A 24,705-nucleotide genomic window follows, 5' to 3' on the forward strand; every position below is an offset into this window, starting at 1 on the left:
TGGATCGAGCGGCCGCTCCTGACGAGATCTGCGGCCCTGCGGCGGGCGCAGGGCGGAAGAACGTCGTCAGGAGCGGCCGCTCGATGCCCAGGGGCGGGCTCTCAGCAGGCTCGCGGACGTCGGTGGACGGCTCAGGGCGCCGGCGCCGGGGCGGCGGCCTGCAGCGCCGGCAGCACCAGCTCGCCGTAGCGGGCCGTCATCGTCTCCAGCGTGGTGGCCGCGTCCTGGGCGTTGATCTCCTCGTTGAAGATCTCCACCTCCACCGGGCCGGTGTAGCCGGCCTCGGCCACCCAGCGGCTGATCGTGGCGAAGTCGACGTGCCCGTCTCCCATCATGCCGCGGGACTTCAGCGCATCGGAGGCGATGGGCAGGTTGAAGTCGCAGACCTGGTAGCTGGCGATGCGCCCCTCGCGGCCGGCGCGGGCGATCTGCTCGCCCAGCTGCGGGTCCCACCACACGTGGAAGGTGTCGACGACGACGCCGACGGTCTCGGCCGGGTGCTCGCCGGCGACGTCCAGCGCCTCGCCCAGGGTGGAGAGCACCGCGCGGTCGGCGGCGTACATCGGGTGCAGCGGCTCGAGCACCAGGCGGACGCCGTGCTCGGCGGCGTAGGGGACGAGCTCGGCGATCCCTTCGGCCATCCGCGCGCGGGCGTCGACGATGGACGTGTCCGAGCGGTCGCCGGAGCCGCCGAGCAGATGCGCCGCCGAGGGCAGCCCGCCGACGACCATGATCAGCTCGTCCGCGCCGATCGTCGCCGCCTCGCGGATCGCGGCCCGGTTCGACTCCAGCGCCTCGGCCCGCTGGGCGGACTCGGACGGGGTGAGGAAGCCGCCGCGGCAGAGCGTGGTCGCGCTCAGCCCGGCCTCGGCGATGATCCTCGCGGCGGCCTCGGCCCCGCCGGCGTCGGCCAGCAGGTGCCGCCACGGGCCGATGTGCTCCAGCCCGGCGGCGGCGACGGCCTCGACGGCCTCGCGCAGCGAGAGCTGCGGGGTGGTGCCGGTGTTCAGCGAGAGCTCGAAGCTCATCGGGCGCCTCCTTCGGTGCCGCTGGTGCTGGCGGTGCTGCCGGTGCTCGCGGCGCCGTCGGGGTCGACGCCGCCGACGATCAGCGCCGCGCGCATCCGCTCGGCGGCCAGCTGCGGGTCGGTGAGCAGCCCCGCGGCGTCGGCGAGGACGAAGATCCGGGCCAGATGCGGCAGCGAGCGGCCGGCGTGCAGCCCGCCGACCAGCTGGAAGCCGTTCTGGTGGCCGTTGAGCCAGGACAGGAACGCCACTCCGGTCTTGTAGTAGATCGTCGGGTGGGCGAAGATGTGCCGACCCAGCTCCCGGGTGGAGTCCAGGATCGCCCGGCCGCGCTCGGCGTCGCCGGCGTCGTAGGCCTGGATCGCCGTGGAGGCCGCCGGGTAGATCGCGGCGAAGATGCCCAGCAGCGCGTCGGACTGCTGCCAGCCGTCGGCACCCTGCTCCTCGCCGTCGATCAGCTCCGGATAGTTGAAGTCGTCGCCGGTGTAGAGCCGCACGCCCTCCGGCAGCCGGGCGCGCAGCCGCTTCTCGTGCTCGGCGTCGAGCAGCGAGACCTTCACGCCGTCGACCTTCGTCGAGTGTGATCCGATCAGCTCGAGGAACGTCTCGGTGGCCGCGGCGACGTCGTCGGAGCCCCAGTAGCCGGCCAGCGCCGGGTCGAACATCGGGCCCAGCCAGTGCAGGATGACCGGCTGCTCAGCCTCGGCCAGCAGCTCGCCGTAGACGGCGAGGTAGTCCTGCGGGCCGGCGGCGACCTTCGCCAGGGCCCGCGAGGCCATCAGGATCGTCTTGGCCCCGGACTCCTGGACGACGTCCAGCTGCTCGCGGTACGCGGCCCGGACGGCGTCCAGACCGGCGCGGCCGGGCTCGACGTCGGCGGGGTTCAGCTGGTCGGTGCCGGCGCCGCAGGCGATGAGGTCGCGCACCGACTTCCCGGCCAGCGCCGGGTGGGTGCCGGCTTCGACGACGCGGGCGGCCTCGGCGGCCGAGCGGCGAATCAGTTCCTGCGTCGCCGCCCAGTCCAGGCCCATGCCGCGCTGGGCGGTGTCCATCGCGTCGGCGACGCCCAGGCCGTAGGACCACAGCTCGTGGCGGTAGGCCAGCGTGGCCTCCCAGTCCGTCGCCGCCGGAGCGCCGGGGACGTTCTCGGCGTCCATGCGCGGGACCACGTGGGCGGCGGCGTAGACCACCCGCGAGCTCAGCGGTTCGCTCGGTCGGGTGAACGCCCCGACGCGCGGATCGGTCTGGCCGGTCATCGTGTGCTCGACCGTGCCGCCGTCGGGCGTCGGCAGGGTCAGCGTGGGCAGCCGGGTGCTGGTGCTGGTGCTGGTGCCGGTGCTGTTCTCGGTGTTCGCAGTGCTCGTGGTGCTCACAGGGTGATCTCCGGGATGTCGACGGTGCGGCGTTCGGCGGCGGACTGCAGGCCCAGCTCGGCCAGCTGCACGCCGCGGGCGGCGGAGAGCAGGCCGAAGCGGTGCTCGCGGCCGGCGACGACGTCGGCCAGGAACTCCTCCCACTGGGCCTTGAAGCCGTTGTCGAAGGTGGCGTTGTTCGGGACCTCCATCCACTGGTCGCGGAAGGACTCGGTCACCGGCAGGTCGGGGTTCCACACCGGCTTGGGGGTGTGGGCGCGCTGCTGGGCGACGCACTTCTGCAGGCCGGCGACCGCCGAGCCGTGCGTGCCGTCGACCTGGAACTCGACGAGCTCGTCGCGGTGGACGCGCACCGCCCAGGAGGAGTTGATCTGGCCGACGACGTCGTCGCCGTCCGGGGTCTCCAGGTCGAAGATGCCGTAGGCGGCGTCGTCGGCGTCGGCGTCGTAGCGCTCGCCCTTCTCGTCCCAGCGCTGCGGGATGTGGGTGGCGGTGCGCGAGGTGACCGACTTGACCGTCCCGACGATGCCCTCGAGCACGTAGTTCCAGTGGCAGTACATGTCCGTGGTCATCGAGCCGCCGTCGGCCAGCCGGTAGTTCCACGACGGCCGCTGGGCCTCCTGGTGCTCGCCTTCGAAGACCCAGTAGCCGAACTCGCCGCGCAGCGAGAGGATCCGGCCGAAGAAGCCCTCATCGACCAGCCGGCGCAGCTTGATCAGGCCCGGCAGGTAGAGCTTGTCATGGACGACGCCGGCGGTGACTCCCGCGGCCGAGGCCTTCTTCGCGAGGTCGACGGCGCCGTCGATGGTCTCGGCGGTGGGCTTCTCGGTGAAGAGGTGCTTGCCCGCGGCGATCGCCGCCGACAGCGTCTGGTGGCGCAGCGAGGTCATCGAGGCGTCGAAGACGATGTCCACGCTGGGGTCCTGGATGATGCCGTCGAGGTCGGTGGTGCAGTGCTCGACGTCGTGCTTCGCGGCGAGCTCGCGGATCTTGTCCTCGCGGCGGCCGACCAGGATCGGTTCGACGGTGACCTTGGAGCCGTCCGGCAGCTCGATGCCGCCCTGGTCGCGGATGGGGAGGATCGAGCGCAGCAGGTGCTGGCGATAGCCCATCCGGCCGGTGATGCCGTTCATGGCGATGCGGAGGACGCGGGGTTCAGACATGTGACAGGACTCCTGACAGGTGGATCTCGATGCGGGCGTCGCGGCGATAATGCCGGAATGCGCTTTCCAGGGTAGACTCGCTGTGAAGAGTGTGTCAACAGTCACAGTAGGAGCTGTTCCATGGCAGTCCGCCTGGCCGACGTCGCCAAAGCCGCCGGCGTCTCGCAGTCCACGGCGTCCCGCGTCCTCAACGGATCCTCGCGCCGACCGAATCCGACGGTCGCCGAGCGGGTGCGCACCGCCGCCGACGAGCTCGGCTACTTCCCGAACGCGCAGGCGCAAGCGCTTGCCCGCTCCAGCGCCGGGCTCACCGGACTGATCGTCCACGACATCGCCGATCCGTACTTCTCCTCGATCGCCCGCGGGGCTCAGCGCGGGCTGGCCGGCTCCGGGGTCCAGCTGATGCTGGCCTCCACCGAGCGCGAGGCCGAGGCCGAGGTCGAGGCGGTGCGCACCTTCATGTCCTATCGCACCGACGCGATCATGCTGGCCGGCTCCCGCGGGCTGGCCGACGACGCGGCGCTGCAGAAGGTGCTGGAGACTTACCAGGACAACGGCGGCAAAGTGGCGATGATCGGTCAGCCGCTGAGCAACGCCGGGGGCGTGCGCATCGACAACGACGGGTCCGCGGCGGAGCTCGCCGGCGAGCTGCTCAAGCTCGGACACCGGCGGTTCGTGATCTTCGCCGGCGAGGAGCAGCTGACCACCGCCGCCCAGCGCACTGCGGGATTCACCTCCAAGCTGCGCGCCGCCGGGGTGCAGCCGGAGGCGGTCCACCACGGGGCGTTCAGCCGCGACGGCGGCTACTTCCTGATGAGCGAGCTGATCCGATCCGGCGCGGTCGGCGGGCCGGATGCGGGGCCGCTGTGCCTGTTCTGCGTCTCTGACGTCATGGCGCTGGGCGCACTGGCGGCTGTGCGCGAGGCCGGACTGCGCGTGCCCGAGGACATCGCCCTGGCCGGGTTCGACGACATCCCCACGCTGGCCGACCAGAGTCCGACGATCACCACAGTGCGCCTGCCGCTGGAGGAGATCGGGCGGATGACCGCGGCGATGACGCTGCACAACGGCGACGCCGACCGCTGGACCGTCGTCGAGGGCACGCCGGTGCTGCGCGAGAGCACCCGGCGGGACTGAGCCGCGGCGGGGGTCCGGTGTTCCCCGTCCAATTGGGTGGGGGCTCCCGCGTGGGGCATCGAGGGGTCACGCGACCAGGCCGGTGAACGACGAGAGGGGAATCATGCGACAGGCGTACTTCACAGCGCTCATCCAGGTGACGATCGTGCTTCCGCTGGTCGCGCTGCTGGGCGTCGGCAGCGTCGACGGCCATCTCGTCTGGTTCGTCCCTGCGGCGGTGGTCGTGTTCCTGGCGTCGCTGTGGTGGAGCTATGCGCGCGTCGTCCGACGATCCTCGACTGTCGGCGCGGACAGGGCGTGACGCCCTGGGTGCGGCGAGCGGTTTCCGCCGGACGTCCCGGCCCCGTTGACGTGTGATGCGCCTCACATAATGATGAGAGCACGCATCATGACGAGGGGAGCACCCATGGAATCCGTCCGCACGGCCCGCCGAGGCCGCACCACGATCCTCACCGCCTCCGGACTGGCGACGGCCCTGCTGCTCACCGCCTGCGGCGGGGGCGGCGACGGAGGTGAGGGCGACGGCGAGGGTGTCACCCTCGAGTTCGGCTGGTGGGGCTCGGATACGCGTCACCAGAACACCCAGGACATCATCGACGCCTTCGAGGAGGAGCACCCGGACATCACCGTCGAGGGTCGCTACGGGCCCTGGGACGGCTACTGGGACCAGCTCGCCACGCAGACCGCCGGCGGCGACGCTCCGGACATCATGCAGATGGACGAGCTGTACCTGCGCGAGTACGCCGACCGCGGCGCCCTGCTGGATCTGGCCGACGTCGACGTCTCGCAGATGGACGAGTCGGTGGTGCTGAACGGGCAGGCCGACGGTTCCCAGTACGGCATCACCATCGGCATCAACGCCTTCGTGATGCTGGCGAACCCGGACCACTTCACCGAGGCCGGCGTCGAGATGCCCGACGACACCAGCTGGACCTGGCAGGACTACCAGGATGTCGCCGTCGAGCTGTCGGAGAATCTCGACGGCTCCTGGGGTGCGGGCGGATTCGACGAGACCGGCGGGTTCCAGACCTGGCTGCGCCAGCACGGCAAGCATCTGAGCACCGAGGAGGGTGAGCTCGGCTACGAGCCCGCCGACGCCGAAGAGTACTTCGCCTACATCCAGGAGCTGCTGGACGCCGGGGCGACCCCGCCGGCGTCGGCGCTGGCCGAGGACCACGGCGTCGGGCCGGACGACTCGTTGACCACCAGCGGCGACGTCGCCATGCGCGCCTGGTGGTCCAATCAGACCGTGGCGCTGAGCGAGGCGGTCGGCACCGAGCTGCGGCTGCTGCGCTTCCCGAGTCCGGAGGGCGGCGAGCACGGGGCCGCGCCCTGGTACAAGTCCTCGATGTTCCTATCGGCCAGTGCGGACACCGAGCATCCCGAGGAGGCGCAGGAGTTCATCGACTTCTTCGTGAACTCGCAGGAGGCCGCGGAGATCGAGATGACCGAGCGCGGGATCCCGCCGAACACCGAGATCCGCGAGCAGATCACCGAGCAGCTCGAGGGGCCGCAGCAGGCGGTGGCGGAGTACATCGCCGATATCGAGGACGAACTCGGCCCGCCCGAGCCGGTGCCCGCGATGGGCGGCTCGACCTTCCAGGAGATCCTCTACCGCTACCAGGACGAGGTGCTCTTCGGGCGGCAGTCGCCGGCTGAGGCCGCCGAGGCGATGCATGCCGAGATGGAGGCCGAGCTGCAGTAGTCAGCTATCACGTGGCGGCGGAGCGGCCGACGTCGTGCCGACGTCGTGCCGGTGTCATCACCTGGTGCGGTTCTGAGCCTTCCTCCAGCCGTCGAGGATGCTCCAGCCGGAGATCGCGACTGTTCCCACCGCCGCTCCGACCACGACCGTCGTGCGCGCCGAGTCCGCGTCCTCGGCGAGGAGCTCGAAGGCTTCCGTGTTCAGCAGGGAGCCGTCGGCGAGCAGCGTCAGGACGGCGCCGGCGACGACGACGGACAGCAGGGTGTTCGTCGCCGCCAGGGGGCGGGTCCAGCCCCTCGACCGGTGCAGGGCGACGGCGAGGGCAGCCGCGGCGAGGACGATCGGAGGGATCAGGAACCACACCGGCCACGGTTCCGGGGAGAGCAGCGGCACCGGAGCCCCGTCGATCTGGACGAAGCCGACGAAGCGATCCCAGGCGACGGCGCCGACTGCGGTCGCCAGGAAGATCAGCGAGGCGATGAGCTCGGAACGCCCGCCGCCGTCCGGGCGCGGTTCCGGGAGGGTCTCCAGCGACCATCCGGGCCCGTCCGATCCCCGTCCGCTGCGTTCGACGACGACGAAGAGGAGCGTGGTCCAGACCAGCAGGTGAACGCCGAGGGTGATCGTCGTCGCCAGGGTGCCCCCGATGACCTCTCCGGCGGACGAGCCGACGAGGATGCGCACCAGCGCGGTGCCGACCGCGGCGACGGGCAGCACGATGACCAGGAGCATGCGCAGCACGCGACGCCAGTCGAGATACACCGACGGCCCCAGGAGGTGCAGCGGGCGGTCCACCGATGCGGCCGCCAGGGCCTCGGGGTGGCCGAGCTCGGTCAGCACTGCGCGCTCAGCATCCTCCTGCGTCTCGCCGCCGTCCATGCGAGCCGCCACGGCGTCGTCGATGGTCGATCGGAGTTCGGCGCCGAGGTCATCGCGCGTCTGCTCGGGAACTGCGCGCATGGCCGCGGCCAGATAGCGGTCCGTCCAGGTATTCATGTCAGCTCTCCTCGGTCAGTGAATCGACGGCGGCGGTGAGCCGTCGCCAGTCGGCCTCGAGGGCCTCGGCGAGCTCTTCGCCGGCTCTGCTCGTGCGATAGAACTTCCTGGGCCTGGGGTCGGCGGCCTGCCATTCGCTCGTCAGGAACCCCTGCTTCTCCAGGCGCCTCAGCAGGGGGTAGAGGGTGTTGCCGTCCACGGCGAGGCCGTGCTCCTGCAGCTGTTCCAGCAGGTGGTAGCCGTAGCCGGGCGCGTGCAGCAGCAGGCGCAGGCACCCCAGCACGACCGTGCCGCGGCGAAGCTCCTGGAGGTGCACGTCGAACGTGCTGTCACCGTTGCTCATATTCAGCACTATAGTGTGTGAGGCACTGTAATGGCAATGGGACACCATAGTGTGCATCACGCCTTCGAGTGCGGCGGGTCGGCTGGAGGCGGTCCGCCCGCCGGCGTCGAGCGGATCGACGACCGCGCGGGTGGTTCGGGCGGGGCCGCCGGGTCTCCCCGCCCAGCTGGGCGGGGCCGATCGGTGTTTCCGCTCCGCGCATCGGTCCGTGATCATCTGGCCCCGTCGTGTTTCCTCTCCCCCGTCCAGTTGGACGAGGCTGGAGAAACACGACGAGGCGGATCGGCGACCCCGTCCAACTGGACGGGGAGGCCCGGCGGCCAGCTCACTCCGGACGCGGAACGATCCCACCGGGGGTCTTCCCTCATCGGCGCGGGTGCGGAAGGCTGATGGAGGGCCCGACCTCGGCCGCGTCCGCACGACGCAGGCGCAGTCACGCACTGAGGAAGCAGGGGGAGATGACCGCACGAGACGCCGTACATCCGATCGAGCTGCCCGCCGAGGACTTCGCGGCGAGCCCGTACACCGGGTTCACCCGGGACCACTGGGTCGCGGTGGCCGACCATCTGGTCGGATCCGCCTGGCACTGGGCGAGCCCGGGTCGCGCGCATCTGAACCTGCCGGGGCGGGCCTCGCGCAGCGGCCCGCAGTCGGATGGGCTGGAGGGTTTCGCCCGCTCCATGCTGGCGGCGGCCTTCCGCGTGGCCGGCGCCGACGGCGACGACCCGCACGGCTGGCTGGAGCGCTACGCCGACGGGCTGCGCGCCGGCGGGTCCCGCCCCGACGAGCCCGGCGCCGAGCCCTGGCTGCCCATCCGCGACGTCGACGCCGGCGGCCAGCCGATGGTCGAGTCGGCCTGCCTGGCGCTGTCGCTGCGGCTGACCCGCCCCTGGCTCTGGGACCAGCTGGACGAGCAGGTGCAGGACGGCGTCGCCCGCTGGCTCTCCGGCGCCCTGCACGCGCTGCCGGCGGCGAACAACTGGTATCTCTTCCCCTACACTGTGGCCGGCTTCCTGGAATCGGTCGGCCGCGGCGACGAGCAGACCGCCCGCGTCCGTCGGCGGGCGCTGGACCTGCTGGAGTCCTGGAACTGCGGGGACGGCTGGTACACCGACGGCGACGGCCGCTCCTTCGACCACTACAACGGGTGGGCGCTGCACTTCTACCCGGTCCTGGACGACCACCTGCGCGGAGCCTCCGGCGTGCACGGCTCGCGGCTCGAGGAGCACCTGCAGGAGGTCCGGCACCTCTTCGGCGCCGACGGCGCCCCGCTGCATCTCGGCCGTTCGCTGACCTACCGCTTCGCCGCCTCCACCGCCGTCGGGCTCGGCACGCTGACCGGTGACACGCCGATGGATCCGGGAGAGTCGAAGCGGGTGCTGAACTCCTCGCTGCGCTACTTCCTGGACCGCGGCAGCATCGGCGAGGACGGCCTGCTCAGCCTCGGCTGGCACGGTCCGCACGCCGCGACGGTGCAGTCATACTCCGGTCCTGCCTCGCCACTGTGGGCGTCGAAGGCCTTCGTCGCGCTGCTGCTCGGCGAGGATTCCGAGCTGTGGCGCGCGAGAGAGACCGAGCGGCCGATCGAGCGCGAGGACCTCGCCTTCGGCATGGAGCCGACCGGCTGGGCGGTGCAGACCACCCGCGACGACGGCGTCGTGCGGGTGCACAACCACGGCAGCGACCATATGCGGCCGCACCAGGGTGAGGAGCCCGACGGCGAGGACCCGCTCTACGCGCGGCTGGCCTACTCGACCAGCACCGGGCCGACGGCGAGGGGCGAGGTCGCCGACAACCACGTCTCGGTGCAGTTCCGCGGTCGGCGCAGCGTCCGACGGCGCATCCACCCGCTGGGCGCCGGCGGCGGGGGCGGCTGGGCCTGGGCGGGATCCTGGCACCGGCCGATCTTCCCCGCCGGCATGGCGGCCCTGCCGGGGCTGCGGGTGGAGTCGGTCGTCGTCGTCCGCGGCGCCGAGGAGGTCCGGATCGACCGGGTGGTCGACGCGGCGCATCCGGTCGAGGTCCGGCACGCCGGCTGGGCGGTGGACCCGGCCGGCGAACTGCGCTCCGAGCTGCGCGGACTGCACGGCTGGGAGGACGAGGAACGGCTGACCTCGCCCGCGGGCACGGCCTTCGCGCCATGGGTCGCGATCCCGGCGGTGCGCGCCGACGTCGAGGGCTCGGCGGTGCTCGTCTCGCTCGCCCGGCTCGCCGGCACCGAGGAGATCGCTCCGCTGACCGGCGTGCGGGAGCTGGTCGTCGACGACGAGCAGGTCTCCTTCCGCTGGGCCGACGAGCAGGCCACCATCACGGTGCGCTTCGATCCCTTCGAGGTGGTCCGCACGGACTCGCCGTCGGCATGAGCTCGCAGATCGGTCAGCGCCCCGCGCCGTCGTCGGCCTGGTGGGCCTCCCGGGTCGGCGACCGGCTGCTGCCGCGGCTGGCCGACCGCGGGCTGATCGTCCATTCCCTGCTCGTGGTCCATCGCGGGCGGCTCGTCGAGGAGACGTACCGGCATCCCTACGGACCGCAGCGCCGACATCGCCTCTACTCGGCCGGCAAGTCGCTGGTCTCGCTGGCGGTCGGGATGCTCGTCGACGACGGCGCGGTCCGCCTCGAGGATCGGGCTCTCGAGCACCTCGGCGACGTCGCGCCGGCCGCGGAGATCCCCGAGCATGCGGTGGCGACGACGATCGAGGACCTGCTGACCATGCGCACGCCGCATGCGCAGAGTCCGCACACGCAGGTCGCCGACGTCGACTGGGTGCGCTCGTTCTTCACGGTGCCGCCCACACGGCCGCCCGGCGCGCTGTTCTCCTACGACACCACTGCCACAGTGGTGCTGACGGCGATCGTCGAGCGGATCTCCGGGATGTCGATCGAGACGTTCCTCGCCGAGCGGCTCGGCCGGCCGCTGGGCTTCATGGGCGAGATCGCCGCGCTGCGCTCGCCGCTGGGACTGAGCGAGGAGCAGCGGGCCGGATGGCCGCCGTGGCGCGAAGTCGCCGAGAATCCGGCCGGCGTCGGCCACGGCGGCTCCGGGCTGTCCTGCACGCCGCGGGATCTGGCGCGCGTGGCGCTGCTGTGCCTGCGCGACGGCGTCGCGGACGGTGAGCAGGTGATCTCCGCCGACTACCTGCACCGGGCCGTCGCCGCCCAGGTGCCGACCGTCGGCGGGAGCTTCGCTCATCCCGAGGCTCAGCACGGCTACGGATACCAGTTCTGGCGGTGTCGCCGCGGCGCCGTCGCCGCCTGGGGGATGGGCGGACAGCTGATGCTCTGCGTGCCCGACCTCGACGTCGCCGTCGTCGTCACCGGCGACAGCCAGCACGTCGAGTCGGACGTCCAGCTGCTCCACGACGCCCTCTGGGAGGAGCTGCTGGATCCGCTGGCCGCCGAGCTCGCAGACTCCGGGACGGGAGGGGCCGGCGCCGCGGCGCCCGTGGACCGGCTCGTGATTCCGGATCATCCGCCGCGGCGGCTGGAGCTGGAGCCGGTCCGCGGGGCAGCTCCGGCAGCCGTCGGACGGGACGCGGCGATCCTCGCCCACGCGGTGGAGGAGAACCGCCTCGGCGTCGTCGGGCTGGCGCTGCGCTGCGGTCCGGACTCCGGCGAGCTGACGCTGACCCCCGCCGACGGCGCCGCGCGGCACGTTCCCTTCGGCATCGGGCATCATCTCGAGCATCCGCTGCCCGGGTACGGGTACGAGACGCACAGCTCCGCCGCGTGGCTCGACGGCGAGACGCTGCTGGTGCGCTCGCAGGTCACCGACGAGTGGCTGGCCCAGCTCAGCATCCTGCTCCATCTCGACGGATCGCGTGTGGTCTGCCGGATGCGCCGGGCCGCGGAGTTCTTCGCCGGCGAGTTCGAGGGCGTGCTGGTCGGTCAGCGCCGGTGACGTGGACTTTCGTCGACATCGCCGGTCTCGTCGATGCCGTGATGCTCACCTGAGCGGGTCGGTCCATACGCGGGGTGGATCACTGCATGTCAAAGCGGCACCGCTGACGGGCTCTCTATGCGTTGACCGGCGTTCCGGCCCGGCCATACAGTCATTGGAAACCGATTGCCGAGTGACCTGCATCACAGAATTGCACCACTGGAGCGCAGGGTTCGGCATCGGCACCGCACCGATCACTCGATGAAGAGGAACCCCATGACGACCTTCTCGCGACTTTCCAAGATCGTGGCCCTGACCTCCGTCTCGGCCGTCGCGCTGACCGCCTGCGGCGGCGATGCCGACGGCGGCGGCGGAGGCGGCGACGACGTCAGCCTGCGCTTCACCTGGTGGGGCTCGGACTCCCGTCACGAGACCACCCAGAAGATCATCGACAATTTCAACGAGGAGCACCCGAACATCACCGTCGAGGGTGAGTACGGCGACTGGGCCGGGTACTGGGATCAACTGGCCACCCAGACCGCGGCGGACGACTCCCCGGACATCATCCAGATGGACATGAAGTATCTGCGCGAGTACGCCGACCGCGGCGCGCTGCTCGACCTCTCCGGCGTCGACACCTCGACCTTCGACGAGTCGATCGTGGAGAACGGCTCCACCGAGGATGGGCTCTTCGGCGTCACCACCGGCATCAACTCGCTGGCGATCGTGGCGAATCCGGAGCTCTTCGAGGAGGCCGGCGTCGAGATGCCCGACGACACCACCTGGACCTGGGAGGACTATGCCGAGATCAGCGCCGAGCTCTCCGAGAAGCTGCCCGAGGGCTCGTACGGTTCCTCGCAGCCCAACGAGCCGGGGTCCTTCCAGGTGTGGCTGCGGCAGCAGGGCAAGCACCTGACCACCCAGGAGGGCGAGCTCGGATTCGAGGCGGCCGACGCCGCGGAGTATCTGTCCTACTGGCAGGACCGCGTCGACGAGGGCGGCCTGCCGCCGGCCTCGGTGATCTCGGAGAACCAGAGCACCGGCCCGGACCAGGCGCTGATGGGGCAGGGCAACTCGGCGCTGGCGCCCTGGTGGACGAACCAGATCAGCGCGCTGACCGGCGCCTCGGGCGTCGACCTGGAGCTGCTGCGCTTCCCGAGCGAGAGCGGCAGCGCCGAGGACAACGGCATGTGGTACAAGTCCTCCATGCTGATGTCGGTCTCAGCCGCCACCGACCACCCGGAGGAGGCTCAGGAGTTCGTCGACTACTTTGTGAACTCGGAGGAGTCGGCCCAGCTCAACCTGGTCGACCGCGGCCTGCCGGCCAATGAGGAGGTGCGCGAGACGGTCATCCCCGAGCTAGACGGTGCCGACCAGCGGTCGGCGGAGTTCGTCGAGTCGATCGGCCCGGAGCTCGGCGAGCCCGAGCCGGTCCCGGCCCCGGGCTTCTCCGCGCTGCAGGACATCATGTTCCGCTACGAGACCGAGGTGTTCTTCGGCCGCCAGGCGCCGGAGGAGGCCGCCGAGCAGATGATCGCGGAGATGGAGTCCGAGATGTCGTGAGACCTCTCGGGCGGAATCTCTCAAGCGAGCGAGCAGGGGTCCCCGGGCGGCGCGGATGGGCCGTCCGGGGCGGCGAGGGAGCGGAGTCCGAGATGTCGTGAGACCTCTCGGGCGGAATCTCCGACCGGGATGCTGTGCCGGGCCGGATCCGGGGTGTTCCCGGATCCGGCCCGCAGCAGGACGAGTGAACGATCATTCACCGACTGGGCAGGGCTGATCCCGGTCGGAGACCACGAACAGGAACATGACCTATGTCCAGGACAGCACGCACGACACGCCTCGCGGCGCTGAGCACCGTGGCCGCCCTCGGCCTGACCGCCTGCGGGGGAGGCGCTTCCGGCGATGACGGCGACGTCACGCTGCGCTTCACCTGGTGGGGCGCCGACACTCGCCATGAGCTCACCCAGGAGGTCATCGACGCCTTCGAGGAGGAGCACCCGGACATCACGATCGAAGGCGAGTTCGGCAGCTGGGACGGCTACTGGGACCAGCTCGCGACGCAGACGGCGGCGAACGAAGCGCCGGACATCATCCAGATGGACGAGCAGTACATCCGTGAGTACGCCGATCGCGGGGCGCTGCTGGATCTCGACGGCGTCGACGTCTCCCAGGTCGACGAGAGCGTGGTGGAGAACGGTCGGATCGACGGCGAGCTCTACGGGGCGACCATCGGGATCAACTCCTTCATCATGGTCGCCAACCCGGAGCTCTTCGAGGAGGCCGGGGTCGAGATGCCGGACGACACCACATGGACCTGGGACGAGTACGCCGATCTCGCCGTGGAGCTCTCCGAGAACCTCGACGGCGCCTGGGGCGCCGGGGCTCCCCGCGAGCCCTCGGGCTTCACGATGTGGCTGCGCCAGCACGGCGCGCATCTCAGCGGCGAGGACGGCGGACTGGGCTTCGAGCCTGCCGACGCCGAGGGGTACTTCCAGTTCTACCTGGATCTGATGGAGGCCGGAGGAACTCCGCCGGCCGAGGCGATCAGCGAAGATCAGAACATCGGCAAGGAGCAGTCGCTGAGCGGCAGCGGCGAGCTGGCGCTGGGCACCTGGTGGTCGAACGAGGCCGTCGCGCTGGCGGGCGCCGCCGGCGTGGAGATGGAGCTGCTGCGCTTCCCGAGCCCCACCGGCGAGGCCGAGGACGCGACACCCTGGTACAAGTCCTCGCAGTTCCTCTCCGCCTCCGCCGGCACCGACCATCCCGAGGAGGCCCAGGAGTTCATCGACTTCTTCGCCAACTCCGCCGAGGCCGGTGAGATCCTGAAGGCCGAGCGCGGCATCCCGCCGAACAGCGAGGTGCGCTCGATGGTCTCGGAGGACATGGAGGGCATGCAGCGGGCGACCGCCGATTACATCGACGAGATCGCGTCCGAGATCGGAGAGTCGGAGCCGGTCACGGCCGCGGGCGGGTCGGAGTTCGGCGCGATCCTGTATCGCTACCAGGACGAGGTGTTCTTCGGGCGCCAGACCCCGGCCGAGGCCGCCGAGGCGATGCACGCCGAGATGGTGGCCCAGTTGGAGTAGGCCGCCGGCCCGGCGCTGGCGGGTCGGGGACGGTGTCCCGCTTTCGGCCGTCTCTCGGACTCCGTACCGTGCAGATGTCACACACGACGGGGCGTCGTCCCTGGCGGGGGTGCCCCGGTCCGTCCGATCCTGTCGGAGACTGATCGAGGAGGAGCACCGCATGAGCTGGAAGTTCGCCGTGAGCACGCTCGGCATCCCGTCCGCACCGATCGACGAGGCGATCGCCGTCGCCGTCGACGGGGGCTGCGAGGGACTGGAGCTGCGGGTGCACGCCGACGAGGTCCTGCACCTGGACATCCGCGACGACGACGCCGTCGACATCGGCCGCCGCGTGCGGGCGTCCGGGCTGGCCGTGGCCACGCTGGTCGGCTATGTGCGGGTCTGTTCGCCGGACGACGACGCCGAGGTCCTCGTCGAGCTGCGACGCCTCATCCGGCTCGCCGAGCTCGTCGGCGCGGAGAACATCCGGGTCTTCCCCGGCGGCGGGACCGACCCGTCGGCCCCGCGCGATGCGGCCGAAACCGAGGAGCTGCGCATCGCCCAGCGGGACCGGGCGCGACGGCGGATCTCCGCGGTGCTGGACGACCTGCGCGCCGCCGGAGTGCGGCTGCTGGTCGAGACTCATGACTCCCACCCGACCGGCGCGGCGACGGTGGAGCTGGTCGAGGGACTCGCCGACACCTCGCTGGTGGGCATCCTCTGGGACGGGCTGCACCCCTGGCGCAGCGGCGAGGGTCCGGCGACCACGCGCGCAGTGCTCGGCGACCATTGCGTCGGCTTCCAGATCAAGGATGCGGTGGCCCGCGACGGCCGCTGGGTGCCGGTCGCGCCCGGTGCCGGCGAGATGCCCGTCGAGGAGCTGGCCGAGGTGCTGCAGGGCTGGTCGGGCTGGGTGTCCTTCGAGTGGGAGCGCGCCTGGCACCCGCAGATCGAGCCGCTGGCCGAGGCGCTGCCCGCCGCGGCCGAGTGGGTGCGCCGCCGCTGATGTCGTTTTGTGTTGGTTCTTGAGGAATCCTGTGTTTGAATAGGTGTGACACAGGTCCCGCCGCCAGGAAGGACGACATGCTCGCGGCCCAACGACAGGAGCAGATCGCGCAGCTGGTCGAGCGCGACGGTGCGGTGAGCGTCACCGACCTCGTCGACCATTACGGCGTCTCGGACATGACCATCCGGCGCGACCTGGACGCGCTCGCCGGCGCCGGACGCGTCACCAAGGTCCATGGCGGCGCCGTCCCGGTCCCGAGTCGGCGCACCGAGGAGCCCGGGTTCGAGGCCAAGATCTCCCGCAGGGAGACGGAGAAGCAGGCCGTCGCCGACCAGGCGGCGAACCTCGTCCGTCCGGGCATGGCGGTGGCGCTCTCGGCCGGCACCACCACCTGCGAGCTCGCCCGCCGCCTCCGCGGCGTCGCCGACCTGACGGTGATCACCAACTCCACGCGGGTCTCCGAGGTGCTGCACGCCGCGCCGCGCTCCGACCGCACCGTGCTGCTCACCGGCGGCGAGCGGACGCCGTCGGACGCGCTGGTCGGGCCGCTGGCGGTGGACGCGCTGCGCCGGCTGCACGCCGACGTCGTCTTCCTCGGCACCCACGGGATGTCGGTCGAGGCCGGCTTCACCACGCCCAACGTGATGGAGGCCGAGACGAACCAGGCGCTGCTGGACTGCGCCCACCAGGCGGTCGTCGTCGCCGACAGCGGCAAATGGGGCGTGGTCGGCATCGCCACCTTCGCCGAGCTCGAGCGCATCGATCGGCTCATCGTCGACGACGGCCTCGACGAGGATGCGGCGGCGGCGCTGCGCGAGCACATCGACGAGGTCACGCTCGCCGAGGCCGGTTCGAGATGACCCCGGCGGCCCGCGGCGCCGGGCAGCAGACCCCGCATCCTCATCAGACCAGTCAGGAGTGACCCGGTGCATCGAACCCAGGCAGAGCTCGCCGACGGGCGCGAGATCTTCTTCTACGACGACGTCGCCCGTGATCGCGTCGTCGACGACACTCGTGACATCTCGCGCGCCGGCGGCGGCACCGAGCTGCGCCGCGACCCGCTGCTCGGCGAGTGGGTCGCCGTCGCCGCGGCCCGGCAGCACCGGACGCATAAGCCCTCCACGGCGGACTGCCCGCTCTGCCCGACCACCGACGAGCGCGCCACCGAGATCCCGCAGGCCGACTACGACGTCGTGGTCTTCGAGAACCGCTTCCCGTCCTTCGCCGCCGGGGAGCCGCTCGAGGAACATCGGCACGACGCCGTCACGGCTCTGACCGAGGTGCGGGCGCCCGGCTCCGGGCGCTGCGAGGTCGTCTGCTTCACCCCCGAGCACACCACCTCGATGGCCGAGCTGCCGGTCTCCCGGGTGCGGACCGTCGTCGACGCCTGGGCCGACCGCACCGCCGACCTGCTCGCCCGCGAGCAGATCGACCAGGTCTTCTGCTTCGAGAACCGCGGCGAGGAGATCGGGGTGACGCTGCACCACCCCCACGGGCAGATCTACGGCTACCCCTTCACCACCCCGCGCACCCGGCGCATGCTCGAGCAGGCGCGCGCCCACCGGGCCGCCACCGGCGGCGACCTCTTCGCCGACGTGCTCGCCGCCGAGCAGGCCGACGGCGCGCGGATCGTCGCCGCCGGCGAGCACTTCACCGCCTTCGTGCCGGCCTGGGCGCGCTGGCCGGTGGAGGTGCAGATCTTCCCGCACCGCGCGGTGCGCACCCTCGACGAGCTGACCGACGCCGAGCGCGACGACGTCGCCGCTCTCTACCTGGACGTGCTGCGCCGCGGCGACCGGCTCTTCGGGCGCCCGCTGCCCTACATCTCCGGCTGGCACCAGGCGCCGAGCTCGGCGGCCGCCGACGACTTCCGCCTGCATCTGCAGATCTTCTCCATCCGTCGGGCGGAGGAGAAGCTGAAGTACCTCGCCGGCTCGGAGTCCGGGATGGGCGTGTTCATCAACGACATCCCGCCCGAGCAGATGGCCGAGCGGCTGCGCGCGGCGGACGAGGACGCCGCGGGCGACGCCGCAGACGACAACGCCGCCGACGATGCCGGCGATACCGACGGTGCCGAGGAAGGTGGTCAGCAGTGAGCCGCACCGACGATGCCTCCCGCGACGAGGTCGCCCGCGGCGACGCCGAGCGTGCCGCGTCGCTGGACGCGGCGTTCCGTCGGGTCTTCGCCGCCGAGCCCGCCGGCGTCTGGGCCGCGCCCGGCCGGGTGAACCTGATCGGCGAGCACACCGACTACAACGACGGCTTCGTCATGCCCTTCGCCCTGCCGCAGTCGACCTATGTCGCGGCCCGACGGCGAGAGGACGGCCAGGTGCGGGTGCACTCGCTCTTCGCCGAGGAGACCGTCGAATTCGCCGTCGAGACGCTGCGCCCCGGCGCCGTCGACGGGTGGGCGGGCTACGTCGCCGGCATGATCTGGTCGCTGAGCACTGCCGCCGACGTCGGGCTGCCCCTGCAGGGCCCCGGCGGCGGGGCGCCTGTGCTCGGCGGCGTCGACCTGCTCATCGATTCGACCGTGCCGCACGGCGCCGGTCTCTCCTCCTCGGCGGCGCTGGAGTGCTCCGTCGGCCTCGCCGTCGCCGAGCTGCACGGCGTCTCGGCGGAGCCGCTGACGCTGGCGCGGCTGGCCCAGCGCGCGGAGAACGACTTCGTCGGCATGCCGTGCGGGCTGATGGACCAGATGATCTCGATGCTCGGCGAGCCGGCGCGCGCCGTGCTCTTCGACACCCGCTCGCTGACTCCGCGGCCGGTCTCGGTCGGCGACCCGGCCGAGGTCGAGGTCCTGGTGGTCGACACCCGCGCCCCGCACCGGCTGGTCGACGGCGAGTACGCCGCCCGGCGCCGCCAGTGCGAGCAGGCCGCCGCGCAGCTCGGCGTCGCCTCGCTGCGCGCGCTCTCCGACCGGGACGAGCCGGCGGAGGAGCTGCTGGCAGGCCTCGACGACGAGCTGCTCCGCCGGCGGGCGCGGCATGTGCTCACCGAGAACCGCCGGGTGCTCGAGACCGTGGACCTGCTGGCCGCCGGCGACGTCGCCGCGGCGGGGGAGCGGGTGACCGCCTCGCACCGCTCGCTGCGCGAGGACTACGAGGTCACCGTGCCGGAGACCGACGTCGCCGTCGAGGCGCTGCTCGACGCCGGAGTGCACGGCGCGCGGATCACCGGCGGCGGCTTCGGCGGCTGCGTGGTGGCCCTGGCGCCGGCCGGGATGCTCGACCGGGCCCGCTCCGCGGTCCGCGACCGCTATGCCGCCGCCGGCTTCGGCGAGCCGGAGGTCTTCGCGGCCTCGCCGTCGGCCGGGGCCCGCCGCGTGGCGTGAGGCCCGCGGCGTGGGAGCCGGTGCGGGCTCGGTGAATCGTTATGATGATCTGGATCACTCCTGCCCCCTCTCCGCTGCGAGGAGCATTCCTGTGTCGAGACCTGTACGCATCGCCGTCGTCGGCCACGCCTTCATGGGCGCGGCCCACATCCACGCCTGGCGCACCGCCCCGCGCTTCTTCGACCTGCCGCGGCATCCCGAGGTGGCCGTCCTGGTCGGCCGGGACGAGGCGCGCACCCGCGCGGCCGCCGACCGGCTGGGCATCGCGGAGATCGAGACCGACTGGCGCGCCGCCGTCGCCCGCGAGGACGTCGACGTCGTCGACATCTGCACGCCCGGCAACACCCACGCGGCCATCGCCGAGGCCGCGCTCGCGGCCGGCAAGCACGTGCTCTGCGAGAAGCCGCTGGCCAACTCCGTCGCCGAGGCCGAGTCCATGGCCGCGGCGGCGGAGGAGGCCGCCGCGCGGGGCGTGCGCACCTTCTGCGGGTTCAGCTACCGCCGCACCCCGGCACTGACCCTGGCCCGGACGCTGGTGGAGGACGGGCGGCTCGGCGAGATCCGCCACGTGCGGGCGCAGTACCTGCAGGACTGGCTCTCCGACGCCGACGCCCCGCTGAACTGGCGACTGGACCGGGAGACTGCCGGCAGCGGCGCGCTCGGCGACATCGGCGCCCATTCGGTCGACGCCGCCCAGTGGGTCCTCGGCGACTCGATCGCCGGCGTCTCGGCGCTGCTGCACACCTTCGTCCCCACGCGGCCGGTCTCCGGCGACGCCCAAGGGCTGGGCGGCTCCGGCGACGCCTCCGGGGAGCGAGGGCCGGTCACCGTCGACGACGCCGCGGCGTTCACCGCGCGCTTCGCCGGCGGCGCCGTCGGGGTCTTCGAAGCCACTCGCTATGCACTGGGCCGGCGGAACGCGAACCGGCTGGAGATCAACGGCAGCCGCGGCTCGCTGGCCTTCGACTTCGAGCGGATGAACGAGCTGGAGTTCTTCGACGGCGACGACCCGACGGCCGAGCAGGGCTTCCGCACCATCCACGTCACCGACGCCGACCACCCCTACGCCGGGAACTGGTGGCCGGCGGGCCATGGGCTGGGCTACGGCGACCTCTTCGTCCACCAGGTCGCCGACGTCGTCGCCGCGCTGGACGGCGGCGAGCCGGTCCGCCCCGACTTCCGGGAGGCGCTGGGCGTGCAGCGCGTCCTGCACGCGGTGGAGACCAGCGCCGCCGACGCCAGCCGCTTCACTCCGGTGGCCGGCGTCGGTCCGGATTCCTCGGGCGAGGAGGCTGAAGGATGACCAGGACCGCCCTCATCGTCCGCGGCGGCTGGGAGGGGCATCAGCCCGTCGAGGCCACGGAGTTCTTCCTGCCGTTCCTGCGCGAGCACGGCTATGACCTCCTCATCCGCGAGTCGCCGGCCGTCTACGCCGACGAGGCCGTGATGGCCGACGTCGACCTGATCGTGCAGTGCGTGTCGATGGGGACCATCGCGCGCGAGGAGGTCGCCGGGCTGCGCGCCGCCGTCGCCGCCGGCACCGGACTGGTCGGCTGGCACGGCGGCATCGCCGACTCCTTCCGCGCCAGCGACGCCTACCTGCAGCTCATCGGCGGGCAGTTCGCCCATCATCCGCCGGTGCCGCCTCAGGAGCGCACCGGCGAACAGTCGGACTTCTATCTGCGGCACCGCATCGACATCCGCCCCGAGGCCGCCGACCATCCGATCACCCGCGGGCTGGAGAGCTTCGAGCTGACCACGGAGCAGTACTGGGTGCTGCACGACGACCTGATCGAGGTGCTGGCGACGACCACGCTGCCGCGCCGGGAGTTCGACGAGTGGGAGCGGCCGCATGTGAGCCCGGCGGTCTGGACGCGCCGGTGGGGGACGGGGCGGATCGTCGTCTGCACGCCGGGGCACCGGGTCGAGGTGCTGCAGCATCCCAGCGTGCGCACCATCATCGAACGCGGCATACTGTGGGCGAGCCGGTGAGCCGCGCGTCGCCGCTGCGGATCGGCATGGTCGGGGCCGGGACCATCAGCGGGCAGTACCTGGAGACCGTCGGCCGGCTCGAGGATCTGCGGCTGACCGCCGTCGCGGACCTCGACGCCGCCCGCGCCGAGGCCGTCGCCGCCGCGCACGGGGCCGCCGCGGAGGACCTGGACGGACTGCTGGCCCGGGACGACGTCGACGTCGTGCTCAACCTGACCGTCCCGCAGGCCCACGCAGAGGTCTCCGCCGCCGCGATCGCCGCGGGCAAGGGCGTCTACGTCGAGAAGCCCGTCGCCGCCGACGTCGCCGCCGGCCGCCGGGTGCTCGCCGAGGCGCGCGCGGCCGGCACGGTGGTCGGCGGCGCGCCGGACACCGTGCTGGGCACCGGGGTGCAGACCGCCCGGGCCGCCCTCGACGCCGGGGTGATCGGCACCCCGACGAGCGCGACGGCGACGCTGATCCTGCCCGGCCACGAGTCCTGGCACCCGAACCCGGACTTCTACTACCAGCCCGGCGGCGGCCCGCTGATGGACATGGGTCCCTACTACCTCACCGCGCTGATCACCCTGCTCGGGCCGGTGCGCGAGGTCGTCGGCGCGGCCTCGGCGCTGCGCGACGAGCGCGTCATCGGCTCCGGGCCGCGGGCCGGCGAGCGGATCCCGGTGACGACGCCGAGCCATGTCACCGGCGCCCTGGTGCACGCCTCCGGCGCGATCTCGACGGTGGTGATGAGCTTCGACGGCGCGGCCACCCACGCCGCACCGATCGAGGTGCAGGGCACCGAGGGCGCGCTCTCGGTGCCGGATCCGAACCATTTCTCCGGGCGCGTGACGCTCTCCCGCGACGGCGGCGGATGGCACGAGATCCCGGTCTCGGCCGGCTACCGGCATGCCGCCCGCGGCTACGGGATCGCCGATCTGCACTGGGCCGGAGCCTTCGCCGGCGACCCGCTGCGCGGGCGCGCCCAGGGCGAGCTGGCCCTGCACGTGCTCGAGGTGATGGAGGGACTGCTGGCCTCCGCCGAGTCGGGGCGGGCGGTCGCGATGAGCACCACGGTCGAGCGTCCGGCGCCGGTGCCGCTGGACCACCGCTGAACCCCCGGCGCCGACGCAGACCATCGTCGCCGCCCCACGGAAGGAGCACCGCCCATGCCGCGTCTCGACGAGATCCAGATCCGCGACCCCTTCGTGCTGGCCGACCCGCGGAGCGGGCGGCACCTGCTCTTCGGCTCCACGGACCCGAACATCTGGCGCGGGCCGGCCACCGGCTTCGATGTCTACACCTCGACCGACCTGCAGGACTGGAGCGGCCCGCATCCGGCCTTCCGCCCGCCGTCGGACTTCTGGTCGACGACCCAGTACTGGGCGCCGGAGGTCCACGAGCACCGCGGGCGCTGGCACCTCTTCGCCACCTTCGGCCACGACGACCCGGCGGTCCGCCGCGGGACCCAGATCCTGGTCGCCGACGAGCCGACGGGACCCTACGTCCCGCACAGCGACGGGCCGGTCACCCCGCGCGACTGGGAGTGCCTGGACGGCACCCTCCACGTGGACGGAGACGGGGCGCCGTGGATGGTCTTCTGCCACGAGTGGGTCCAGATCCGCGACGGCGCGGTCTGCGCGGTGCGGCTCGCGGAGGACCTGACGCGCGCCGTCGGCGAGCCGATCGAGCTGTTCACCGCCTCGCAGGCGCCCTGGGCCGAGGAGATCCGTCCGGCCGGCCACGAACCGGGCTTCGTCACCGACGGGCCGTTCCTGCACCGCACCGCCGACGGCACGCTGCTGATGCTCTGGGCCAGCTTCCGCGGCGGCCGCTATGCGCAGGGGGTCGCCGTCTCGACCAGCGGGAGCGTCGAGGGCCCCTGGCGGCACGAGCCGGAGCCGCTCTACACCGCCGACGGCGGCCACGGGATGATCGTCCGGGCGCTCGACGGCCGTCTGCTGCTCACGCTGCACGCGCCGAACCGCACGCCGGAGGAGCGGGCGGTGTTCATCGAGCTGGAGGAGATCCCCGGCGGGCTGCGCGTGCGCTGAGGGGACTTCCGGCGGCGGGCCGGGAGCGTCGCACGGGACTCTGTCATCACGGAGCTTTCGTCGCGTCACGGGGATACAGCGCCGTGATCCTGCGAAGACCCTGTGATTCTGCGCGCGCGTCGGGGGCCGTCGGCGGCCCGCCCTGGACGGCGCTTTCCGGACTGTATTGACAGGTGAGCGCAGTCACACTAGCGTGGGAGAAAATCGATTCAATTCGACGTGAGGCGGGCCATGTCCGCCTCCTCTTCACGACCATCGCGGCGCCTCGGAGTCGAGGCTCCGCCGGATCAGCAGACGGAGAGTCCCATGCCCCAGAACACCCGTTCCCGTTTCCTGCGCGGCCGTCGTCCCGCGGCGCTCGCCGCCTCGGTCCTCGTCGGCACCTTCGCCCTGACATCCTGCGGCTCCGGCGGAGGAGGCGGCGAGGACGGCGAGGTCAGCCTGCGCTTCTCCTGGTGGGGGTCGGACTCCCGCCACCAGGCCACCGAGGAGATCGTCGCCGCCTTCGAGGACGAGCACCCGGACATCTCCATCGAGACCGAGTACGGCGACTGGTCCGGCTACTGGGACCAGCTGGCGACCCAGACCGCGGCCAACGACGCCCCGGACATCATCCAGATGGACGCCCAGTACCTGAACGAGTACGCCTCCCGCGGCGCGTTGCTGGAGCTCGACCAGGTCGACACCTCGGCGATGGACGAGTCCTCGGTCGCCAACGGCACCACCGAGGACGGGCTGATGGCCGTCACCACCGGCATCAACGCCATGGTCATGATGGCCAACCCGGAGATCTTCGAGCAGGCCGGGGTCGAGATGCCCGACGACTCCACCTGGACGTGGGAGGACTACGAGGAGATCGCCTCGACCATCACCGAGGAGGTCGACGGCGTCTACGGCGCCACCGGCCCGGGCCAGCCCGCCGACCTGCAGATCTGGCTGCGCCAGCAGGGCAAGCATCTGACCACCGAGGACGGCGAGCTCGGCTTCGAGGCCGCCGACGCCGCCCAGTACTTCGAGGAGCGGCTGCAGCTGATGAAGGCGGGGGCCTATCCGCCGGCCTCGGTCATCGCCGAGGACCAGACGCCGGGGCCGGACGAGTCGATGACCGGCAAGGGCGAGGTCGCCATGGGCATGTGGTGGACCAACCAGCTCGGCGCCGTCTCCGGCGCGGCCGGCGTCGACATGGTCCCGCTGCGGATGCCTTCGGAGACCGGGAACGCCGAGGACAACGGCATGTGGTACAAGTCCACGATGATGATGTCGGCCTCGGCCGGCACGGACCACCCGGAGGAGGCCCAGGAGTTCATCGACTTCATGGTCAACTCCGAGGAGGCCGGGAAGATCAACCTGACCGACCGCGGCCTGCCCAGCAACCTCGACGTCCGCGAGGCGATCATGCCGGAGCTCGACGGCGCCGACAAGACGTCGGCGGAGTTCATCGAGGAGATCGAGCCGGAGCTCGGCGAGCCTGAGCCGGTCCCCGCCCCGGGCTTCAGCGAGATGCAGTCGATCCTCCAGCGCTACGAGCTCGAGGTCTACTTCGAGCGGCAGTCCCCGCAGGAGGCCGCCGAGGGCATGGTCCAGGAGATGGAGCAGGCCATGCAGTGATCAGCTCCTGATCACCCCCGATCACCTCGTCCGGTCCGGGCGTCC

General features: G+C 71.9%; 21 protein-coding genes. 16 read left to right on the forward strand and 5 right to left on the reverse strand.

The genetic code is table 11. The features are described from left to right. Window positions 1–131 precede the first annotated feature (131 nt). From ABD652_RS04765 to ABD652_RS04775, 3 genes are all read right to left on the reverse strand, one after another. A complete protein-coding gene (locus ABD652_RS04765) occupies window positions 132–1,028 on the reverse strand; it encodes a sugar phosphate isomerase/epimerase family protein (RefSeq protein WP_344718713.1) in 897 nt (298 codons plus the stop codon). After that, window positions 1,025–2,332, reverse strand: coding sequence for a dihydrodipicolinate synthase family protein (locus ABD652_RS04770; protein ID WP_344719056.1), 1,308 nt, complete (start codon window positions 2,330–2,332; stop codon window positions 1,025–1,027). The genes ABD652_RS04765 and ABD652_RS04770 overlap by 4 nt, the downstream gene beginning before the upstream one ends. Window positions 2,333–2,394: 62 nt before the next feature. Continuing rightward, on the reverse strand, window positions 2,395–3,561 hold the full coding sequence (locus ABD652_RS04775) for a Gfo/Idh/MocA family protein (protein WP_344718715.1): 1,167 nt from the start codon (window positions 3,559–3,561) through the stop codon (window positions 2,395–2,397). Window positions 3,562–3,681: 120 nt separating this feature from the next. Between ABD652_RS04775 and ABD652_RS04780 the strand changes: the two genes are divergently transcribed. The 3 genes from ABD652_RS04780 to ABD652_RS04790 all read left to right on the forward strand — a co-directional run bounded on the left by ABD652_RS04780 (window position 3,682) and on the right by ABD652_RS04790 (window position 6,403). Further along, window positions 3,682–4,698 carry a LacI family DNA-binding transcriptional regulator gene (locus ABD652_RS04780; RefSeq protein ID WP_344718718.1) on the forward strand — a complete coding sequence of 339 codons (1,017 nt, stop codon included), beginning with the start codon at window positions 3,682–3,684 and terminating at the stop codon, window positions 4,696–4,698. 103 nt (window positions 4,699–4,801) lie between these two features. Further along, window positions 4,802–4,999 carry a hypothetical protein gene (locus tag ABD652_RS04785; RefSeq protein ID WP_344718720.1) on the forward strand — a complete coding sequence of 66 codons (198 nt, stop codon included), beginning with the start codon at window positions 4,802–4,804 and terminating at the stop codon, window positions 4,997–4,999. Window positions 5,000–5,104: 105 nt separating this feature from the next. Further along, on the forward strand, window positions 5,105–6,403 hold the full coding sequence (locus tag ABD652_RS04790) for an ABC transporter substrate-binding protein (RefSeq protein WP_344718722.1): 1,299 nt from the start codon (window positions 5,105–5,107) through the stop codon (window positions 6,401–6,403). A gap of 57 nt (window positions 6,404–6,460) precedes the next feature. On the opposite strand, the gene ABD652_RS04795 is transcribed toward ABD652_RS04790, so the two are convergent. Both ABD652_RS04795 and ABD652_RS04800 read right to left on the reverse strand, forming a co-directional pair. Then, window positions 6,461–7,399, reverse strand: a complete 939-nt coding sequence (locus ABD652_RS04795) for a permease prefix domain 1-containing protein (RefSeq protein WP_344718724.1) — start codon at window positions 7,397–7,399, stop codon at window positions 6,461–6,463. A 1-nt stretch (window position 7,400) separates the two neighbouring features. Continuing rightward, the gene (locus ABD652_RS04800) at window positions 7,401–7,742 is read right to left on the reverse strand and encodes a PadR family transcriptional regulator (RefSeq protein ID WP_344718726.1); all 342 of its coding nucleotides are present in this window, start codon (window positions 7,740–7,742) and stop codon (window positions 7,401–7,403) included. Window positions 7,743–8,200: 458 nt separating this feature from the next. Here ABD652_RS04800 and ABD652_RS04805 point away from each other — a divergent pair, with 458 nt between their 5' ends. The 13 genes from ABD652_RS04805 (at window position 8,201) to ABD652_RS04865 (ending at window position 24,660) form a co-directional block, all read left to right on the forward strand. Next, entirely contained in the window at window positions 8,201–10,105 is a 1,905-nt protein-coding gene (locus ABD652_RS04805; RefSeq protein ID WP_344718728.1) for a DUF2264 domain-containing protein, read from the forward strand. Beyond that, window positions 10,102–11,640: a serine hydrolase domain-containing protein gene (locus ABD652_RS04810; RefSeq protein WP_344718730.1), complete on the forward strand. Its 1,539-nt coding sequence runs from the start codon at window positions 10,102–10,104 to the stop codon at window positions 11,638–11,640. Before ABD652_RS04805 ends, ABD652_RS04810 begins: the two co-directional genes overlap by 4 nt. Before the next feature lie 255 nt (window positions 11,641–11,895). Further along, entirely contained in the window at window positions 11,896–13,182 is a 1,287-nt protein-coding gene (locus ABD652_RS04815) for an ABC transporter substrate-binding protein (protein ID WP_344718732.1), read from the forward strand. A 251-nt stretch (window positions 13,183–13,433) separates the two neighbouring features. Beyond that, a complete protein-coding gene (locus tag ABD652_RS04820; protein ID WP_344718734.1) occupies window positions 13,434–14,708 on the forward strand; it encodes an ABC transporter substrate-binding protein in 1,275 nt (424 codons plus the stop codon). Between the two features lie 160 nt (window positions 14,709–14,868). Next, complete coding sequence (locus tag ABD652_RS04825; protein WP_344718736.1) at window positions 14,869–15,693, forward strand: sugar phosphate isomerase/epimerase family protein; 825 nt, start codon at window positions 14,869–14,871, stop codon at window positions 15,691–15,693. 77 nt (window positions 15,694–15,770) lie between these two features. Further along, window positions 15,771–16,553: a DeoR/GlpR family DNA-binding transcription regulator gene (locus ABD652_RS04830; RefSeq protein WP_344718738.1), complete on the forward strand. Its 783-nt coding sequence runs from the start codon at window positions 15,771–15,773 to the stop codon at window positions 16,551–16,553. Between the two features lie 66 nt (window positions 16,554–16,619). Further along, window positions 16,620–17,789 (forward strand): galactose-1-phosphate uridylyltransferase, encoded by a 1,170-nt coding sequence (gene galT / locus ABD652_RS04835; RefSeq protein WP_344718740.1) that lies wholly within the window; start codon window positions 16,620–16,622, stop codon window positions 17,787–17,789. Beyond that, on the forward strand, window positions 17,786–19,027 hold the full coding sequence (galK, locus tag ABD652_RS04840; protein ID WP_344718742.1) for a galactokinase: 1,242 nt from the start codon (window positions 17,786–17,788) through the stop codon (window positions 19,025–19,027). Before galT ends, galK begins: the two co-directional genes overlap by 4 nt. Window positions 19,028–19,112: 85 nt before the next feature. After that, window positions 19,113–20,330 carry a Gfo/Idh/MocA family protein gene (locus ABD652_RS04845; protein WP_344719058.1) on the forward strand — a complete coding sequence of 406 codons (1,218 nt, stop codon included), beginning with the start codon at window positions 19,113–19,115 and terminating at the stop codon, window positions 20,328–20,330. Next, window positions 20,327–21,019, forward strand: coding sequence for a ThuA domain-containing protein (locus tag ABD652_RS04850; RefSeq protein ID WP_344718744.1), 693 nt, complete (start codon window positions 20,327–20,329; stop codon window positions 21,017–21,019). The genes ABD652_RS04845 and ABD652_RS04850 overlap by 4 nt, the downstream gene beginning before the upstream one ends. After that, window positions 21,004–22,113 carry a Gfo/Idh/MocA family protein gene (locus ABD652_RS04855; protein WP_344718746.1) on the forward strand — a complete coding sequence of 370 codons (1,110 nt, stop codon included), beginning with the start codon at window positions 21,004–21,006 and terminating at the stop codon, window positions 22,111–22,113. The genes ABD652_RS04850 and ABD652_RS04855 overlap by 16 nt, the downstream gene beginning before the upstream one ends. A 54-nt stretch (window positions 22,114–22,167) precedes the next feature. Then, window positions 22,168–23,052 (forward strand): glycoside hydrolase family 43 protein, encoded by an 885-nt coding sequence (locus ABD652_RS04860; protein ID WP_344718748.1) that lies wholly within the window; start codon window positions 22,168–22,170, stop codon window positions 23,050–23,052. 306 nt (window positions 23,053–23,358) lie between these two features. Further along, window positions 23,359–24,660 carry an ABC transporter substrate-binding protein gene (locus ABD652_RS04865; RefSeq protein ID WP_344718750.1) on the forward strand — a complete coding sequence of 434 codons (1,302 nt, stop codon included), beginning with the start codon at window positions 23,359–23,361 and terminating at the stop codon, window positions 24,658–24,660. Window positions 24,661–24,705: the final 45 nt, after the last annotated feature.

Source organism: Nesterenkonia halobia (genome assembly GCF_039536005.1).
Classification (GTDB): domain Bacteria; phylum Actinomycetota; class Actinomycetes; order Actinomycetales; family Micrococcaceae; genus Nesterenkonia; species Nesterenkonia halobia.

What these genes read in the sequence shown, in the direction of transcription:
- ABD652_RS04765 (WP_344718713.1), bottom strand. Translation starts at nt 1,028, where the DNA reads ATGAGCTTCGAGCTCTCGCTGAACACCGGCACCACCCCGCAGCTCTCG.
- ABD652_RS04775 (WP_344718715.1), bottom strand. Translation starts at nt 3,561, where the DNA reads ATGTCTGAACCCCGCGTCCTCCGCATCGCCATGAACGGCATCACCGGC.
- ABD652_RS04780 (WP_344718718.1), top strand. Translation starts at nt 3,682, where the DNA reads ATGGCAGTCCGCCTGGCCGACGTCGCCAAAGCCGCCGGCGTCTCGCAG.
- ABD652_RS04785 (WP_344718720.1), top strand. Translation starts at nt 4,802, where the DNA reads ATGCGACAGGCGTACTTCACAGCGCTCATCCAGGTGACGATCGTGCTT.
- ABD652_RS04790 (WP_344718722.1), top strand. Translation starts at nt 5,105, where the DNA reads ATGGAATCCGTCCGCACGGCCCGCCGAGGCCGCACCACGATCCTCACC.
- ABD652_RS04795 (WP_344718724.1), bottom strand. Translation starts at nt 7,399, where the DNA reads ATGAATACCTGGACGGACCGCTATCTGGCCGCGGCCATGCGCGCAGTT.
- ABD652_RS04800 (WP_344718726.1), bottom strand. Translation starts at nt 7,742, where the DNA reads ATGAGCAACGGTGACAGCACGTTCGACGTGCACCTCCAGGAGCTTCGC.
- ABD652_RS04805 (WP_344718728.1), top strand. Translation starts at nt 8,201, where the DNA reads ATGACCGCACGAGACGCCGTACATCCGATCGAGCTGCCCGCCGAGGAC.
- ABD652_RS04810 (WP_344718730.1), top strand. Translation starts at nt 10,102, where the DNA reads ATGAGCTCGCAGATCGGTCAGCGCCCCGCGCCGTCGTCGGCCTGGTGG.
- ABD652_RS04815 (WP_344718732.1), top strand. Translation starts at nt 11,896, where the DNA reads ATGACGACCTTCTCGCGACTTTCCAAGATCGTGGCCCTGACCTCCGTC.
- ABD652_RS04820 (WP_344718734.1), top strand. Translation starts at nt 13,434, where the DNA reads ATGTCCAGGACAGCACGCACGACACGCCTCGCGGCGCTGAGCACCGTG.
- ABD652_RS04825 (WP_344718736.1), top strand. Translation starts at nt 14,869, where the DNA reads ATGAGCTGGAAGTTCGCCGTGAGCACGCTCGGCATCCCGTCCGCACCG.
- ABD652_RS04830 (WP_344718738.1), top strand. Translation starts at nt 15,771, where the DNA reads ATGCTCGCGGCCCAACGACAGGAGCAGATCGCGCAGCTGGTCGAGCGC.
- ABD652_RS04850 (WP_344718744.1), top strand. Translation starts at nt 20,327, where the DNA reads ATGACCAGGACCGCCCTCATCGTCCGCGGCGGCTGGGAGGGGCATCAG.
- ABD652_RS04860 (WP_344718748.1), top strand. Translation starts at nt 22,168, where the DNA reads ATGCCGCGTCTCGACGAGATCCAGATCCGCGACCCCTTCGTGCTGGCC.
- ABD652_RS04865 (WP_344718750.1), top strand. Translation starts at nt 23,359, where the DNA reads ATGCCCCAGAACACCCGTTCCCGTTTCCTGCGCGGCCGTCGTCCCGCG.